Here is a 15,877-nt window from a genome sequence, read left to right on the forward strand (position 1 = left end):
TGTGCCCGGGGGCTCCGCGCGGGCGGCCGTCCGCGCGACGGCCGCCCGTCCGGGGTCCGGCCCTCAGCGGATCGTGAAGTGGACCGCGTCCTCCAGGAACGGGACGTCCAGCCACGGCTGCGGCTGCGCCATCAGCGCGAGCAACACGATCAGCGCGCCCATCACCCCGTACGTGACCAGGTCGGTGAACCGGGACCGTACCGCCAGCATGCCGACGGACGGGACCGCCCAGCGCAGCACGGCCCCGGCCAGCAGGGCCACCCCGATCAGCAGGGAGCCGATCCGGAACGCCTCGGCGAACGGGTCGGTGGCCACGATCAGCAGCCCCAGGGCCGCCGTCACGAGCACCGTGAGCAGCGGCCACTGGCGGGCCGGTGCGGGGGCGTCGCCCGACGCGGCCCGACCGCCGCCCTCGGGGCGGGCGGTGTCGCGGGTCAGCGTGAACCGCCAGGACCGCCGGGCCGTCGACGAGGACGCGTCCTGCGGCGCCGCGGCCTCGTCGGGCTCGGCGGCGGGCCCCCCGGCTTCTCCCGCTGTCCCGGCGTGGTCCGCGTCGCCCGGGTCCCGCGTTTCGCGGCGGGCGGGGTCTGCCGGGCTCGTGGCAGCAGCCATCGGGTTCCTTCCGGGTCTGCGGGAACGGAGTCGCGACCGGTCGGCAGACCGGACTCGCGAGGGCGGGGTCGGACGCGTCGGGGTCAGCCGGCTGCCGGGGCGTCGGCCTCGGCGGCGGCACGCTCGGCGGCCTCGACGACGTTCACCAGCAGCTGCGCGCGGGTCATCGGGCCGACACCGCCCGGGTTCGGCGAGATCCAGGCGGCGACCTCGGCCACGCCCGGGTGCACGTCTCCGACGATCTTGCCGTTCTCGTCGCGGCTCACGCCGACGTCCAGCACGGCGGCGCCCGGCTTCACGTCCTCGGGCTTGATGATGTGGGCCACCCCGGCGGCGGCGACGATGATGTCGGCCTCCTTGAGGTGGGCGGAGAGGTCGCGGGTGCCGGTGTGGCACTGGGTGACCGTGGCGTTCTCGGACTTGCGGGTCAGCAGCAGCGGGATCGGGCGGCCGATCGTGACACCGCGGCCGACGACCACGACGTGCTTGCCACCGATCTCCACGCCGTGGTGGCGGAGCAGCTGGACGACACCCTGCGGGGTGCAGGGCAGCGGACCGGCCTCGCCCAGGACGAGACGGCCGAGGTTCATGGGGTGCAGCCCGTCGGCGTCCTTGGCCGGGTCCATCAGCTCCAGCACGCGGTTGGTGTCGATGCCCTTGGGGAGCGGGAGCTGCACGATGTAACCGGTGCAGTCGGGGTTGGAGTTGAGTTCGCGGACGACGTCCTCGATCTCCTCCTGGGTGGCGGTGTCGGGGAGTTCGCGCTGGATCGAGCCGATGCCGACCTGCGCGCAGTCCCGGTGCTTGCCGTTGACGTACCACCGGCTGCCCGGGTCGTCCCCGACGAGCAGGGTGCCGAGGCCGGGCGTGATGCCCCGCTCCTTGAGGGCCGCCACGCGGACGGTCAGTTCGGACTTGATCGCGGCTGCGGTGGCCTTGCCATCGAGAATCTGGGCAGTCATGCCCCCATCCTCGCGGATGAACCCACCTGGGTACCAATTCAGGTCCGGTGGACGGACGCGTGAGGTTGCACTTGCACAACTACTACGCCAATCGAGTGGACAGGAACCGGCCAGCAGGACGACGATAAGGCGCGCAGCAATGCGGACCGTGCCGGGGGGACGAACCGTTCGTTTGCGCAGCAAATCCTCCGCGCGGGCCGTACCGTCCCCGCATCGTCACAACGGAGGAACCTCGCCATGAGCTTCGGCGACCCCAACAACCCTTACGGCCAGCCGCAGCCGGGCGGCCAGCAGCCCGGCGGCCAGCAGCCCGGATACGGCTACCCGCAGGGCGCGCCCCAGCAGGGCTACGGCTACCCCCAGGCGCCGTACGGCCAGGGCGGGTTCCCGGCCGGCCCGACCGAGATGCCGGGCGGGGTGAAGGCGGCCCGCGTGATGCTCTTCGTGATGGGCGGCCTCAGCATCATCGGCGCCATCCTCTTCGCGATCAGCGCGGCGGCCGTCGGCGCCGCGAAGAACGACGCCTCCCTCCAGGAGGACGTGCAGTTCCAGCAGCTCGCCGACTACTCGGGCGGTGTCCTGTGGGGGATCACCGTCTTCGCGCTGGTGTGGGCGGTGCTGGCCATCGTCCTCGGGGCGAAGTTCGGCAAGGGCGGCAGCGGCCTGCGTGTCACGGCCATCGTCTTCGGCGTGCTGACGGCGATCCTCGGCATCTACCCGTTCATCGTGGTCGGCCTCGTCTACACGGTGCTCGCCATCCTCGTCGTCGTCTTCGCGGCCAACAGCGACGGCAGCGCCTGGTTCAACCGTCACAAGCAGCCTCAGCAGTACTGACACCCCGGCGCGACCGCCGACGCACGAAGGCCGTGACTCCGCCGTTCGCGGGGCACGGCCTTCGTCGTGTCCGGGCCCGGGGTCAGCCCGCCGCCGGAATCCGTTCCACCACGACGATGCTGCCGGTGCGGAGCTTGAGCCGGTACGCCGCCTCCGGGTGCAGCTGCGTCGCGTACGCCGCCGGGTCCTGGATCGAACGGGCCCAGCCGGAGTCCAGGTTGAAGGCGACGATGTCGGGGGCGGTGCCGGGTGCGCCGCCGATCCAGTAGACGGTCCGGTCGGAGGTGAGGTGCGCCATCAGCGCGATGTCGGTCTCGACGCGGGCGCCCACCGGGATCGCGGCCATCGCCTCGCGCGCCGCGTACGTCCCGGCGTCGGCACGGTAGGTCTCCGGACGCAGCAGTTCGCGCAGCGGCAGGTGCTGGGTCATCGCGAAGGCGATGCCCACGGTCACCGGGACGACGACGTTCCCGAAGGAGACGAGCCAGGGCCTCGGGGACGTACGGCTGCGGCGGATGCCGTCCGCCATGGCGAGGAAGACCACCGGCATGAGGACGGCGCTGTAGTGCCAGACCATGCCCCAGTGGTTCGGGTCCTGGGAGAGCAGCCGCCAGCCGAGCGTGGGCAGGACGAGCAGCGCCAGCGGTGAACGCAGGCTCATGAAGGCGGTGATGCCGAAGAGGAAGACCAGCATCTCGATCTTGACGGACGAGTCGAACGCCCCGAGGACCACGTCGAGGGTGGAGACGTGCTGTTGGCCGTCGGTCTCGATCTTCTTCCAGTAGTCGTAACCGCCCGCGCTGCTGGCCGCCGGTATGAGGACGAAGACCGTGAGCACGAAGAAGCAGACTCCGGTGACCGCGAGCAGGGTGCCCCAAAACCGCTGTCCGAGGACGAAGAGGACCAGCCCGACGGCGGCCACCGTGATGCCGAGGTCCTCCTTGACCAGGACCAACGGCAGGGCCCACAGGACGGCCGCCGACCAGCGCTCGGTGAGCAGCGCCCGGCAGACCAGGGCGATCAGCGGGACCGCGAGGGCGATCTCGTGGAAGTCGGACTTCACCGCCTCCTGGAGCCCCCAGGAGAGGCCGTACGCGACCGTGACCCAGGGCCCGTAGCGCCCACCGAGGACCTGCTGGACCGTGCGTCCCACGACGACGGCGGAGAGCGCGAACAGGGCGGCCTGCGCGAACAGCAGGGCGACGGCGGACGGCCAGATCCAGTAGAGCGGGACGAGCAGCGCCACCGCCGGGGAGAAGTGGTCGCCGAGGATCAGGTAGCCGGGGCCCTTGATGTCGACGACCGGCGCGTGGAACCCGGCGTACGCCCGGACCTCCTGCTCGAAGATGCCGAGGTCCCAGGAGGGCGAGTCGAAGCGGGCGTACTGGAAGTAGGCGTAGAGGAAGTACAGGGCGCAGAGGACCGCACCGATGATCAGGTACGGGCGCAGCGGGACGCGGCCGGGCCGCTCCTCGGCTGCCGGTGAGTCGGCTGCCGGTGAGTCCGGGGCCGGTGAGTCCGGGGCCGGCGCGTCGGGAGCGGGCGCCTCGGGGGCCGGTGCGTCCGGAGCGGGCGCGTCGGGGGCTGCCGGCGGCAGGTCGTCGTCCCTCCGGTCACCGGGGTCCTTGCCGCGCGTCTGCTGAGCCGGGACGGACCAGCCGCCTCCGGTACGGCTCCGCTCGTCGCCACCCGGGCCGGGCGCCGCTTTCCCCATCCGCAATGAATTCACCCACCGGTTCGCATCGAGTCGTGCACGCCGATCGGAGGGTCTCGCGGATCGGGCGGCCACGCGGATCGCGCGGCCTCGCACACCCCTTCGGACAAGCGATCCATTAGAACAGAGAGCCGGGACCCCGAGGAGCCCTCGGTTCCGTCCCGTTCACCGACGGCCGCGGCCCCGGTACGCGGACGGCCCGCCGGGAAGTCCCGGCGGGCCGCACGGCCGTCACACCTCGACGGCGGGGTTCCTGACCGCGTCAGCGCGCGGCTCAGTGGAAGAAGTGACGCGTGCCCGTGAAGTACATGGTCACGCCGGCCTTCTTCGCGGCCTCGACCACCAGCTCGTCGCGGACCGAACCGCCCGGCTGGGCCACGGCCTTGATCCCGGCGGCGGTCAGGATCTCCAGACCGTCGGGGAAGGGGAAGAAGGCGTCGGAGGCGGCGAACGAGCCCTGGGCCCGCTCGGCGCCCGCGCGCTCGACGGCGAGCTTGGCGGAGTCGACCCGGTTGACCTGGCCCATGCCGACGCCCACCGACGCGCCGCCCTTGGCGAGCAGGATCGCGTTGGACTTGACCGCGCGGCTCGCCTTCCACGCGAAGGCGAGGTCCTTCAGCTCGTCGGCGGAGAGCGCCTCGCCGGTGGCGAGCGTCCAGTTGGCCGGGTCGTCGCCGTCGGCCTGGAGCCGGTCGGCGACCTGGAGCAGTGCGCCGCCGTCGATCGGCTTGACCTCGACCGGGGCGGTCGGGGCACCCTCGCAGCGCAGCACGCGGATGCTCTTCTTGCGGGCGAGGATCTCGACCGCGCCGTCCTCGTACGCCGGGGCCACGATGACCTCGGTGAAGATCCCGGCGACCTGCTCGGCCATCTCGACCGTCACGGGGCGGTTGACGGCGATGACGCCGCCGTACGCGGAGAGCGGGTCGCAGGCGTGCGCCTTGCGGTGCGCCTCGGCCACGTCGTCGGCGACGGCGATGCCGCAGGGGTTGGCGTGCTTGATGATCGCGACGCACGGCTCGGCGTGGTCGTACGCGGCCCGGCGCGCGGCGTCGGTGTCCGTGTAGTTGTTGTAGGACATCTCCTTGCCGTGCAGCTGCTCCGCCCCGGCGAGGCCGCCGCTGCCGGAGGTGTAGAGGGCCGCGGGCTGGTGCGGGTTCTCGCCGTAGCGCAGCACGTTGGAGCGCTCGTACGTCGTACCGAAGAAGTCGGGGAAGCCCGAGTCGTCCGCGGCGGCGTAGTCGGCGGCGAACCAGGAGGCCACGGCCACGTCGTACGCGGCGGTGTGCTGGAAGGCCTCGGCGGCGAGCCGCTTGCGGGCGGTCAGGTCGAAGCCGCCGGCCCGCACCGCGGCGAGGACGTCGGCGTACCGCTCGGGGCTGGTGACGACGGCCACGGACGGGTGGTTCTTGGCCGCGGCGCGGACCATGGACGGGCCGCCGATGTCGATCTGCTCGACGCACTCGTCGTCGGAGGCGCCGGAGGCGACGGTCTCCTTGAACGGGTACAGGTTGACGACCACCAGGTCGAAGGGCTCCACGCCCAGCTCGGCGAGTTGCTCGCGGTGGGCGTCCAGGCGCAGGTCGGCGAGGATGCCGGCGTGCACGCGCGGGTGGAGGGTCTTCACGCGGCCGTCGAGGCACTCGGGGAAGCCGGTGAGCTCCTCGACCTTGGTGACGGGGACACCGGCGGCGGCGATCTTTCCGGCGGTGGAGCCGGTCGAGACGAGCTCGACGCCGGCCTCGTGCAGACCGCGGGCGAGGTCTTCCAGCCCCGTCTTGTCGTAGACACTGACCAGGGCGCGACGGATGGGCTTATTCACCGACATGACCGAGATGAACCTTTCGTCCCTCAATGCGATGACCGTCACGGGCGATCCGCCCCACGGCCTCGACGAGCAGCTTGCGCTCGACTTCCTTGATGCGTTCGTGGAGAGCGGACTCGCCCTCCGGGGTGTCCTCTTCGGTCACCTCGACCACGCCCTGCGCGATGATCGGACCGGTGTCGACACCGTCGTCGACGAAGTGGACGGTGCACCCCGTGACCTTCACGCCGTACGCGAGTGCGTCACGCACTCCGTGGGCGCCGGGGAAGCTCGGGAGCAGGGCGGGGTGGGTGTTGACGATCCGGCCGCCGAACCGGGCCAGGAACTCCTTGCCCAGGATCTTCATGAACCCGGCCGAGACGACGAGGTCCGGCCGGTGCGCGGCGGTGGCGGCGGCCAGCGCGGCGTCCCACTCCCCGCGGGTGGCGTGGTCCTTCACCTTGCGGACGAAGGTGGGGACACCGGCACGCTCGGCCCGCTCCAGGCCGACGATGCCCTCACGGTCGGCGCCGACCGCGACGACCCGGGCACCGTATCCCTGAGGGTCGGCGTCGATGGCGTCGAGCAGGGCCTGGAGGTTGGTACCGGAACCGGAGACCAGCACGACCAGACGGGCCGGATCGGCGGGACGAGCCGGATCGGCTGAGGTGGGCGAGGCCACGGTTGGGCCCTTTCTCGCGTGGTGACGCGCCTGCGTCGTGCCGGCGGAACTCTTGGACTGACGAACTCTTCGTACGGTCTCTTTGTACGGTCCTACGAACGAGGATCGCCCTCGAGTACGGGGGACCCTACGAACGGACCGGTCGTCGGCAACGATACCGGCACACCCTGCGGCCCCCACGGGACGGGGGCGTGGGCGGGAGGTAGCGTCAGGGGACGCGAACCGTCCGACGGGCGGAAACGACGAGATGGGGAAGACGTTCACCACATGCCGGACCGACGCCGCCGCACCGACTCCCGCCCTTTCCAGCCTTCGCGCCTTTCGCGCCATCCGCACCTCTCCCCGCTGACCGGGGGCGCCCCGGCCGTGCCGGGTCCCGCGCCGGCGACTCCCCTGCTGCGGGAGCGGCAGCCCTCGCCGCACGGCGGCTCCGAGGCGCCCGGCTCCACCGGTCCGGCCGATCCGGGTGCGCCGGGCACGCCCGGCGGGCAGGCCGCCCCCGGCGGTACCGGGGGCGGGGACACGCCCGCCCCCGGCACCCCCGCCCCACCCGTCGAGGACAACCCGTTCGCCGCGCCCCCGCAGGGGCGCCCCGACCAGCCCTGGCGGCCGCGCCACCCCTCGGCCCACAGCGGCCAGGGCAACGGCCAGGGCGAGGGAACCGGCCAGGGGAACGGCAACGGGAACGGCCCGTCCGACGGCCGCCCCGCCTGGGGCAGCCAGTGGAGCGACCGGCAGCCGGGCCGCGAGGGCGGCGACTTCGGCCGGCGCCCCGGTGCGGGCGGCGGTCCGGAGAGGCCCGACGGCGGCCGGGGCGGAATGCGGTGGGACCCCACCGATCCCGCCCAGCGCCGTGCTCGCTACGCGGTGCTCAGCGGAATGTGGGCCTTCTTCTTCGTCCTGTTCGGCTTCCCGGAGATCGCGCTGCTGCTCGGCGCGCTCGGCACGTACTGGGCGATCAGCTCGCTGCGTGCCGAGCCGAAGCCGCCCGCCCGTGCCGACGGTACGGCGGGTTCCGGCCAGACCGGTACGCCCCCCGGCATCGGTGCGCCGACGGCCGGCGGTGTCGCCGGTGCGTCCGCCGGACAGCCCGCGCCCGGTTCCGTACCGCCGGGCGGTCAGCTCGGACGCCCCGTACCGGCCCCCGGGGGCAAGCCGCAGACCACGGCCGCCGTCAGCGGCCTGGTGACCGCGCTGCTGGCGCTGCTGATGGTGGCCGGGACGTTCACGGTCGAGCTGGTCTACCGCGACTACTACACCTGCGTGGACGACGCCCTGACCCGCTCCAGCGCACTGGCCTGCAACGACCTGCTGCCGGACACCCTCGAACCGATCTTCGGCGTCAAGAACTGACCCACCCCTCCCCCGCCCCGCGCGAACGGCCCGGCTCCGATCCAGGAGCCGGGCCGTTCGCACGGGGCGGGCCCGCGCGCGAGGGCGGGCGTGCGCTCGGCAGCGGGCCGTCCGCCCGACGGCCGCCCGCCCCGGGGGCGTTCGCCCGGGGCGGGCTCCTCCAGCGGGGACTCGTGCGCACGGGCCCCCGTCCGCACGGCGAGGGCCGTTCACGCGAGGGCGGAATCCGGCCACCCCAGCCGTGCGGAGCCGAGGCGCGCGCCCCGCCCGCCCCGCTCCCACGGCGCCCCTCCTGGCAAGCGCGCCTCCACACGACCTGCGGCGCCCCCTGACCCTCTCCCGCCGCTCTCCGCCGGAGACACTCGCCGTCGCCCCGGCACCCCTGCACCCCTGCACCCCTGCACCCCGCCCCGGATACCCGCCGGATACGCATTCCGACATACCCGTGCATGGTCGAAAGACTTTCGAAATGTTTCGAATTCCACACCCTTCATCGACTCCCCATTACTTCCCGCATCCGAGGATTACCCCGACCTCCACCGCGCCACCCTGGATAAATATTGCCTTGACCTGGGCAAATACACTCCAGCCCCCTCCTAGGGGCAAAAAAGTTTTTCGCTATAGCTGCCGAAACCATTGACACCCAAGGGCGCCGAATCAACACTGACGTCGCTGACAGACCTCAAAGGCCGTTGATTTGAGGCACCCGCACGACCGACCCGCCCCTCCGGCTCCCGGCCGCGTCAGGAACGCCCCACCCGCCGCGTCGCCCCTACACCGACGCGACTCCGGATCTGACGCGTCCATGACATTTCTGGGCCCGGGGTGGCGTCTCGCCACCTGGCCGCCGGCCAGTCCGCACAAGGAGGAAGCATGTTCATGAAGGAAGGCACCACTCGTTCGAGGAGTCGCGGCCTCGGCCGCTTCCGGCTCCTCGGCCGGGCCTTCGCCCTGGCTGCGGCGGTGACCGCGCTGATCCTGCCGGGCACCGCCAACGCCGATACGACGATCAACACGAACCAGACCGGCACCAACAACGGCTATTACTACTCGTACTGGTCCGACGGTGGCGGATCGGTCTCCATGAACCTCGGCTCCGGCGGGAATTACAGCACCAACTGGAGCAACGTCGGCAACTTCGTCGCCGGCAAGGGATGGAGCAACGGCGGACGCCGGAGCGTGAACTACACCGGCACGTTCAACCCGTCCGGAAACGCCTATCTGGCCCTTTACGGATGGACCTCCAACCCGCTCGTCGAGTACTACGTCGTCGACAACTGGGGCACCTACCGGCCCACCGGGACCTTCAAGGGCACGGTGACCACCGACGGTGGCACCTACGACATCTACGAGACGACCCGGACCAACGCCCCGTCCATCGAGGGGGACAACAAGACGTTCAAGCAGTACTGGAGCGTCCGGCAGTCCAAGAAGACCGGCGGCACCATCACCACGGGCAACCACTTCGACGCCTGGGCGAGCAAGGGCATGCCCCTGGGTTCGTTCAACCACTACATGGTGCTCGCCACCGAGGGCTACCAGAGCAGTGGTAGCTCCAACATCACGGTCGACGGTACGGGCGGCGGCACCGGCGGCGGCGGCACCGGCGGCGGCGGCACCGGCGGCGGGAGCAGTGGTTGCACCGCGACGCTCTCCGCAGGGGACAAGTGGAGCGACCGCTACAACCTCAACGTCTCGGTCAGCGGCTCCAGCAACTGGACCGTCACCATGAACGTGCCCTCGCCCGAGAAGGTCCTCTCCACCTGGAACATCGGGGCCAGCTATCCGAGCGCCCAGCAGCTCGTCGCCAAACCGAACGGCAGCGGCAACAACTGGGGCGTGACGATCCAGGCCAACGGCGCCTGGACCTGGCCGACGGTCACCTGCACCGCGAGCTGACCCGCACCCACCGCACCACCCCTGTCGACCACGGCACTCGTACCGCACATCGACAGGACCCCGACCGGCGCGGCGGCGCGGCAGCCTCAGGTTGTCGCGCCGTCCGTCGTCGGCCGGGGGTCCTCCGGCTCGGGACGGCCCGCGGGCTCCGACCTCGGCAGGAAGTCGTACTGCTCGGACCCCGGTTCGGCGGGAGCGACGGGGGGCGCCGAGGGGGCGACGGGTGGAGCCGAGGGGGCGACGGCCGGCGCGGCGGATGCCTCGGCCGGGTGCTCCGGGCCGACGCGTCCGACGTGGCCGGGCGTCCCGTCCGCGGCCTCACCGGGCGCCGGGCTCGCGGAGTCCGGCGGAGCGGGCGGCGTCCCGGTGGTCGCGGCGTCCGGCTTCCCGGGCTTCCGCCAGGGAAGGCGCGGGTTCCACCAGGGGCGCGCGTCACGAGCACCTCCGGTGGACACCTCGGCCGCCCCGCCCGGGGAAGCCGCCTCAGGAGCGGCCCCGGACGAGGTCCCGGACGGGGACGGGGCCCCGGACCGCCAGGAACCGAACGCGCGGGCAGGCAGCACCGTCCACTCCTGCGCCGCCACGGTTTCGGGCACCGCGCTCGCGGCTCCCGCGCCCCGCACCGTCTCGGCCGCCTCCCACCGCCAGCCCCAGGTCTGTTCCCGCAGTCGCCAGGACCGCATCAGCAGGGCCAGGGGGACTCCGAGGACGGCGGTCCAGGTCACCGCGGCGGCGCCGGTCAGCCACCAGACCGGTCCGAACTCGGCGAGCGCCCGGGTGCCCATCGGCCCGCCCGCGAGGGCGGCGAGAACTGCCGTGCCCGCACCGCAGCCGATCGCCGCGAGAGCCGTGACCAACGCGGTCTCCCCCGGGCCCCAGGCATCCTCGCGCGCTCCGTACAGCGGGGCCGCCCTGCGCACGGTGAACCAGGCGACAGCGGCGGCCGCCATCAGGGGGACCACGCCGGCCGCCGCGTTCACGGCCGTTCCCGGACCCGGTTGCGGCAGGGCCGCCAGCAGCGGGAACCCGGGCAGGGCGGGGTCGCCGTGGAACCCGAGGGGGGCGACCGTGGCCGCCGTTCCGAGCGAGAAGCCGGGCCCGAGTCCGTACGACGCCGCCCACACCGCCGCGTTCGGCACCAGCGCCATCGCGAGCAGCACCACGGCGACCTGCCCGGACACCTCGTCGGAGAGCGCCAGGAACGATTCCTCGGTCGCGGCCCTGTTCCGTACGAGCCCCACCGCGACGAGCAGCGCGCCGCCGCCGAGCAGCACCGCGACCCCCGCCAGCGCCGACCGGGTCGCCGCCTCGGCCCGGTCGCGGAAGAGGGTACGGGCCACCGCCTCCTGGACCCGCAGGGGCGCCCATGAAGGGGTGGCGCCGAGCGGCCGGCCGGACGCGGTCCACACTCCGGCCGCCGCGGCGCCCGCCACCACCGCCACCAGGGGGAACGCCAGCGTGGCCGAAGCCCCCGTGTCCACGCGCAGCGGAGCCGACCGTACGGAGGCCACCGCTCCGGCCACCACCAGCAGATAACCGGTCATCACCGCGCAGCAGACGGCGGCTGCCGACGGCGGCCGGTCCTCCGTCGCGTCCACCGGGGCCACGGACACGGGGTCCGCCGCGTCCAGCGCGTCGCGGGCGGCCCGGTGCAGCAGCCACACGGGGAGCGCCGTCAGCAGCAGGGGAACGGTCGCCACCGGGGCGGGGACACCGCTGAGGGTGTCGGTCCTGACGAGTTCGGCACCGTGCGAGAGCAGCCACAGAGCCGCCGCCGTGCGCACCGCCCGGCCGGGTCCGGCGTCGGAGTACGGCGAGCTGATCCAGAGTCCCAGCAGAAGGACGGTGAGGGTGCCGAGACCGAGTCCGGCCGCGATCGAACCGCGCAGGAGCGCGAAGGCCAGGGCTGCGGCCCTGCCGCGTCCGGAGGACAACATCGGGCTGCGATCGGTCACTTGGGTCACGCCCGCCATGCTGCCAACGACACGCGCTGAATCCGTGTAACGGGCGAACGGGCGCCGTGTCGCCCAATATACGTTTATGTACTTTTTCACCCGGTGCAGTGTTACGGGGGGCCACCCGTGACGGAGCGTACGACCGGCACCGCCGACGTTCCACTGCCGCCCCCCAAGGAACGGCGGAGGCTGCGCGAGGCGAAATCACTGAGCGAGGAGCAGGTGGCTTCCGCGGTCGGGGTCACCCCGGCCACCGTCCGGTCCTGGGAGTCGGGGCGTACGACCCCGCGTGGACGCAAGCGGGTGGCGTACGCCCGGCTCATCGGGCGCGCCGGCCACCCACCAGGCCCCGGGAGCACCTCGGCACCGCCCGGGCCTCCCACCGCGCCCGGTACGGCAGCCGCCGCGGCGCCACCCCCCATCGCCGCAGCCACCGGGAGCACACCCATGTCCCCGACCGACCCCGACCCCACCCCTTCCCCGGACCCAGGTTTGCCGGACCCGGCCCCGGATTCTCCGGAGCGAACCGCCGAGGGCCCCGGCGACCGCGACGCGGTTCCGCCCGATGCCGTTGCGGTGCCGGACGACGCTGTTCCGGTTCCGCCCGATGTCGTTCCGGTGCCGGACGACGCTGTTCCGGTTCCGCCCGAACCCGACGTGCCTGCGGGGCCGACCCCGGAGGGGGCGTTCGACGCGCTCTACCACCGGACCGCCCCCGGACTGGCGGGCCAGGCCTTCCTGCTGACCGGGCGCCGGGGCCTGTCCCAGGAGTCCGTGGAGCGCGCGTTCCACACGGCGTGGGAGCGGTGGCCCGAAGTCGCCACGGACCGGAACCCGGTGGGATGGGTGCGGGCCGCCGCGCACGACTACGCGCTGTCTCCGTGGCGCCGAGTGCACCGCGCCCACCGCCACCCGGACGCCCCGCCCGCCGACCCGGAGCGGAAGGCGACGCTGGAAGCGTTCCTCGCGCTGCCGCCCGCTTCCCGTCGTACCGTGCTCCTCTACGACGGGATCGGGCTCGATCTGCCGGAGACGGCGGCCGAGACGGAGGCGAGCACACCGGCCGCCGCCGGGCGGCTGGTGAACGCGCGTGCCGCACTCGCCGAGCGGCTGCCCGAACTGGCCGAGGCCCCGTCGTCCACGGAACTCTCCGCCCGGCTGCGCGAGCGGCTCCACGCCCTCGCGGCCGTCGAACCGCCACCCGCGTTGCCCGCCCCGAAGGCCGTCCGCGCCGGGAGCGAGCGCAAGGCTCAGCTGTGGACCCGGGCGGCCATCGCTTTCGCCGCCCTGCTCATCGGGGCGACCGCCTTCACCCTGCACACCGCGCCGACCCAGTACGAGGAACCCCTCTCCCCCGCCGAACGCGTCGGCGGCGTCCCCCCGCGCGGCGGCCCGCAGCGCCTGACCGAACAGGACCTGGAACTCCAGGCGTCCCTGCGCGAGGAACTCGTCCACGGACCGGAACGCGTGGTGCCGCTGGCCCGCTGACGACCGGCCACTCCGCGGACGTCCCGCTCCCCCTTCCGGAGCGGGGCGTCCGGAACGACGAACGGCGCGGGCCCGTGCCCCCGGTGAAAGGGGTACGGGCCCGCGCCGTCGTGACGCGTTCACGCGGGGTGCGGCGGCGGGGCCGCCGAACTGCCCGTGATCAGGCGCCGAGGATCTCGCGCGCCAGCTTGGCGGTCTCGGTCGGCGTCTTGCCGACCTTCACGCCGGCGGCCTCAAGGGCCTCCTTCTTCGCGGCGGCGGTGCCGGAGGAACCGGAGACGATGGCGCCGGCGTGGCCCATGGTCTTGCCCTCGGGCGCGGTGAAGCCCGCGACGTAGCCGACGACCGGCTTCGTGACGTTCTTCGCGATGAAGTCGGCGGCACGCTCCTCGGCGTCGCCACCGATCTCACCGATCATGACGATGAGGTCGGTCTCGGGGTCCGCCTCGAACGCCGCGAGGGCGTCGATGTGCGTCGTACCGATGACCGGGTCGCCACCGATGCCGACGGCGGAGGAGAAGCCGATGTCACGGAGCTCGTACATCATCTGGTAGGTCAGCGTGCCGGACTTGGACACGAGACCGATGCGACCGGGCTTGGTGATGTCGCCCGGGATGATGCCGGCGTTGGACTGGCCGGGGGTGATCAGACCCGGGCAGTTCGGGCCGATGATCCGGGTCTTGTTGCCCTTCGAGCCCGCGTACGCCCAGAAGGCGGCGGAGTCGTGGACGGCGATGCCCTCGGTGATGACGACGGCGAGGGGGATCTCGGCGTCGATCGCCTCGACGACGGCGGCCTTCGCGAAGGCCGGCGGCACGAAGAGGACGGACACGTCGGCGCCCGTCTTCTCCATCGCCTCGGCGACGGAGCCGAAGACCGGGACCTCGGTGCCGTCGAAGTCGACGGTCGTGCCGGCCTTGCGCGGGTTCACGCCACCGACGATGTTGGTGCCGTCGGCCAGCATGAGCTTGGTGTGCTTCATGCCCGTGGCGCCGGTCATCCCCTGGACGATGACCTTGCTGTCCTTGGTGAGGAAGATAGCCATGGTGTGGAGTCCCTCGTCCTTACTTCGCAGCCGCGGCGAGCTCGGCGGCCTTGTCGGCCGCGCCGTCCATGGTGTCCACACGCTGGACCAGCGGGTGGTTGGCGTCGGAAAGGATCTTGCGACCCAGCTCCGCGTTGTTGCCGTCGAGACGCACGACGAGCGGCTTCTCGACCTTCTCGCCCTTGCTCTCCAGCAGCGCGAGCGCCTGGACGATGCCGTTGGCGACCTCGTCACAAGCGGTGATGCCACCGAAGACGTTGACGAACACGGACTTGACGTCCGGGTCGCCGAGGATGATCTCCAGGCCGTTCGCCATGACCTCGGCGGAGGCGCCGCCACCGATGTCGAGGAAGTTGGCGGGCTTCACGTTGCCGTGGTTCTCACCGGCGTACGCGACGACGTCCAGGGTCGACATGACCAGTCCGGCACCGTTACCGATGATGCCGACCTCGCCGTCGAGCTTGACGTAGTTGAGGTTCTTGGCCTTCGCGGCGGCTTCGAGGGGGTTGGCCGCGGCCTTGTCCTCGAGCGCCTCGTGACCGGGCTGGCGGAAGTCGGCGTTCTCGTCGAGCGAGACCTTGCCGTCCAGGGCCAGGATGCGGCCGTCCTTGGTCTTCACCAGCGGGTTGACCTCGACGAGGAGCGCGTCCTCGGCGACGAAGGTGTCCCACAGGGTCACCAGCGCCTCGGCGACACCCTCAGCCACGTCGGCCGGGAACTTCGCCTGGGCCACGATCTCGCGGGCCTTGACGATGTCGACGCCGTCGACGGCGTTGACCGGGACCTTCGCGAGGGCCTCGGGGGTCTTCTCCGCGACCTCCTCGATGTCCATGCCGCCCTGCACCGACGCCATGGCGAGGAAGGTGCGGTTGGTGCGGTCGAGGAGGTACGAGACGTAGTACTCCGCCTCGATCTCGGGGGACAGCTCGGCGATCATCACCTTGTGGACCGTGTGGCCCTTGATGTCCATGCCGAGGATGTCGGTCGCCCGGGCGACCGCCTCGTCCGGCGTGGCGGCGAGCTTGACGCCGCCGGCCTTGCCGCGGCCGCCGACCTTGACCTGCGCCTTGACGACGGACTTGCCGCCCAGCCGCTCGGTCGCCTCGCGGGCTGCCTCAGGCGTGTCGATGACTTCACCGGCCAGCACCGGTACACCGTGCTTGGCGAAGAGGTCCCTCGCCTGGTACTCGAACAGGTCCACGCGCGTCCGTCCCTTTTAGTGGTCTCGCGGTTGGTTTGATGCGTGGGCGTGCCGCGAGGGGCAAACGTGACTGCGCTGTCACCAGGAATGCGTACACGGTGTCCGGTACGCGGCATGTCCATCCGGCAGGTTATCCCCGCGCTCCGCCCGACCCTAAATCGGAGATCGCGCACGAGCGGTGATTACGGTCACAGACACCGCTGGTGACCGGGCCGGAGGGGACAAAACGGCACGGTGTCGCACCGGTGGCCACGCTGGTCAGCGGGGGTGCGGGCGGAACGGGCGGGACGACGGCCGCGCGCGCGTCCCCCCAACCCTCGGGCCGGTG

Annotated in this window: 12 protein-coding genes and 1 pseudogene; 5 read left to right on the top strand and 8 right to left on the bottom strand. The window is 72.3% G+C overall.

What is annotated here, in order from left to right:
- Window positions 1-63 precede the first annotated feature (63 nt).
- Together OHT52_RS10195 and OHT52_RS10200 are read right to left on the bottom strand one after the other, a co-directional pair.
- Window positions 64-612 (bottom strand): DUF3017 domain-containing protein, encoded by a 549-nt coding sequence (locus tag OHT52_RS10195; RefSeq protein ID WP_328719816.1) that lies wholly within the window; start codon window positions 610-612, stop codon window positions 64-66.
- Window positions 613-695: 83 nt separating this feature from the next.
- On the bottom strand, window positions 696-1,574 hold the full coding sequence (locus tag OHT52_RS10200) for a bifunctional methylenetetrahydrofolate dehydrogenase/methenyltetrahydrofolate cyclohydrolase (protein WP_328719817.1): 879 nt from the start codon (window positions 1,572-1,574) through the stop codon (window positions 696-698).
- A 237-nt stretch (window positions 1,575-1,811) separates the two neighbouring features.
- On the opposite strand from OHT52_RS10200, the gene OHT52_RS10205 reads away from it, so the two are divergent.
- Window positions 1,812-2,408 carry a hypothetical protein gene (locus tag OHT52_RS10205; protein WP_328719818.1) on the top strand — a complete coding sequence of 199 codons (597 nt, stop codon included), beginning with the start codon at window positions 1,812-1,814 and terminating at the stop codon, window positions 2,406-2,408.
- Between the two features lie 82 nt (window positions 2,409-2,490).
- Here OHT52_RS10205 and OHT52_RS10210 read toward each other — a convergent pair whose 3' ends face one another.
- The 3 genes from OHT52_RS10210 to purN all read right to left on the bottom strand — a co-directional run bounded on the left by OHT52_RS10210 (window position 2,491) and on the right by purN (window position 6,608).
- On the bottom strand, window positions 2,491-4,122 hold the full coding sequence (locus OHT52_RS10210; RefSeq protein WP_328719819.1) for a DUF2079 domain-containing protein: 1,632 nt from the start codon (window positions 4,120-4,122) through the stop codon (window positions 2,491-2,493).
- 274 nt (window positions 4,123-4,396) lie between these two features.
- Window positions 4,397-5,950, bottom strand: a complete 1,554-nt coding sequence (purH, locus tag OHT52_RS10215) for a bifunctional phosphoribosylaminoimidazolecarboxamide formyltransferase/IMP cyclohydrolase (RefSeq protein WP_328719820.1) — start codon at window positions 5,948-5,950, stop codon at window positions 4,397-4,399.
- Window positions 5,937-6,608, bottom strand: a complete 672-nt coding sequence (gene purN, locus OHT52_RS10220) for a phosphoribosylglycinamide formyltransferase (RefSeq protein ID WP_328719821.1) — start codon at window positions 6,606-6,608, stop codon at window positions 5,937-5,939. Before purN ends, purH begins: the two co-directional genes overlap by 14 nt.
- Window positions 6,609-6,875: 267 nt before the next feature.
- Here purN and OHT52_RS10225 point away from each other — a divergent pair, with 267 nt between their 5' ends.
- Entirely contained in the window at window positions 6,876-7,961 is a 1,086-nt protein-coding gene (locus OHT52_RS10225) for a hypothetical protein (protein WP_443046541.1), read from the top strand.
- 873 nt (window positions 7,962-8,834) lie between these two features.
- A complete protein-coding gene (locus tag OHT52_RS10230) occupies window positions 8,835-9,860 on the top strand; it encodes a glycoside hydrolase family 11 protein (protein ID WP_328719822.1) in 1,026 nt (341 codons plus the stop codon).
- A gap of 86 nt (window positions 9,861-9,946) precedes the next feature.
- Here OHT52_RS10230 and OHT52_RS10235 read toward each other — a convergent pair whose 3' ends face one another.
- The gene (locus tag OHT52_RS10235) at window positions 9,947-11,833 is read right to left on the bottom strand and encodes a cell division protein PerM (protein ID WP_328719823.1); all 1,887 of its coding nucleotides are present in this window, start codon (window positions 11,831-11,833) and stop codon (window positions 9,947-9,949) included.
- 108 nt (window positions 11,834-11,941) lie between these two features.
- On the opposite strand from OHT52_RS10235, the pseudogene OHT52_RS10240 reads away from it, so the two are divergent.
- Together OHT52_RS10240 and OHT52_RS10245 are read left to right on the top strand one after the other, a co-directional pair.
- Window positions 11,942-12,133, top strand: a pseudogene (locus OHT52_RS10240) (helix-turn-helix domain-containing protein); the annotation flags it as partial.
- Between the two features lie 300 nt (window positions 12,134-12,433).
- Window positions 12,434-13,303: a hypothetical protein gene (locus tag OHT52_RS10245; protein WP_328723995.1), complete on the top strand. Its 870-nt coding sequence runs from the start codon at window positions 12,434-12,436 to the stop codon at window positions 13,301-13,303.
- 160 nt (window positions 13,304-13,463) lie between these two features.
- On the opposite strand, the gene sucD is transcribed toward OHT52_RS10245, so the two are convergent.
- Together sucD and sucC are read right to left on the bottom strand one after the other, a co-directional pair.
- Complete coding sequence (sucD, locus tag OHT52_RS10250) at window positions 13,464-14,348, bottom strand: succinate--CoA ligase subunit alpha (protein WP_266708217.1); 885 nt, start codon at window positions 14,346-14,348, stop codon at window positions 13,464-13,466.
- Between the two features lie 19 nt (window positions 14,349-14,367).
- Window positions 14,368-15,549, bottom strand: coding sequence for an ADP-forming succinate--CoA ligase subunit beta (sucC, locus tag OHT52_RS10255; RefSeq protein ID WP_328719824.1), 1,182 nt, complete (start codon window positions 15,547-15,549; stop codon window positions 14,368-14,370).
- Window positions 15,550-15,877 lie beyond the last annotated feature (328 nt).

Origin of the sequence: Streptomyces sp. NBC_00247, assembly GCF_036188265.1 — a bacterium.
GTDB lineage: Bacteria > Actinomycetota > Actinomycetes > Streptomycetales > Streptomycetaceae > Streptomyces.

Bases quoted from the DNA above. Each gene is read 5' to 3' on its own strand.
- OHT52_RS10195 (WP_328719816.1), bottom strand. From the start codon at position 612: ATGGCTGCTGCCACGAGCCCGGCAGACCCCGCCCGCCGCGAAACGCGG.
- OHT52_RS10200 (WP_328719817.1), bottom strand. From the start codon at position 1,574: ATGACTGCCCAGATTCTCGATGGCAAGGCCACCGCAGCCGCGATCAAG.
- OHT52_RS10205 (WP_328719818.1), top strand. From the start codon at position 1,812: ATGAGCTTCGGCGACCCCAACAACCCTTACGGCCAGCCGCAGCCGGGC.
- OHT52_RS10210 (WP_328719819.1), bottom strand. From the start codon at position 4,122: ATGGGGAAAGCGGCGCCCGGCCCGGGTGGCGACGAGCGGAGCCGTACC.
- purH (WP_328719820.1), bottom strand. From the start codon at position 5,950: ATGTCGGTGAATAAGCCCATCCGTCGCGCCCTGGTCAGTGTCTACGAC.
- OHT52_RS10225 (WP_443046541.1), top strand. From the start codon at position 6,876: ATGCCGGACCGACGCCGCCGCACCGACTCCCGCCCTTTCCAGCCTTCG.
- OHT52_RS10230 (WP_328719822.1), top strand. From the start codon at position 8,835: ATGTTCATGAAGGAAGGCACCACTCGTTCGAGGAGTCGCGGCCTCGGC.
- OHT52_RS10235 (WP_328719823.1), bottom strand. From the start codon at position 11,833: ATGGCGGGCGTGACCCAAGTGACCGATCGCAGCCCGATGTTGTCCTCC.
- sucD (WP_266708217.1), bottom strand. From the start codon at position 14,348: ATGGCTATCTTCCTCACCAAGGACAGCAAGGTCATCGTCCAGGGGATG.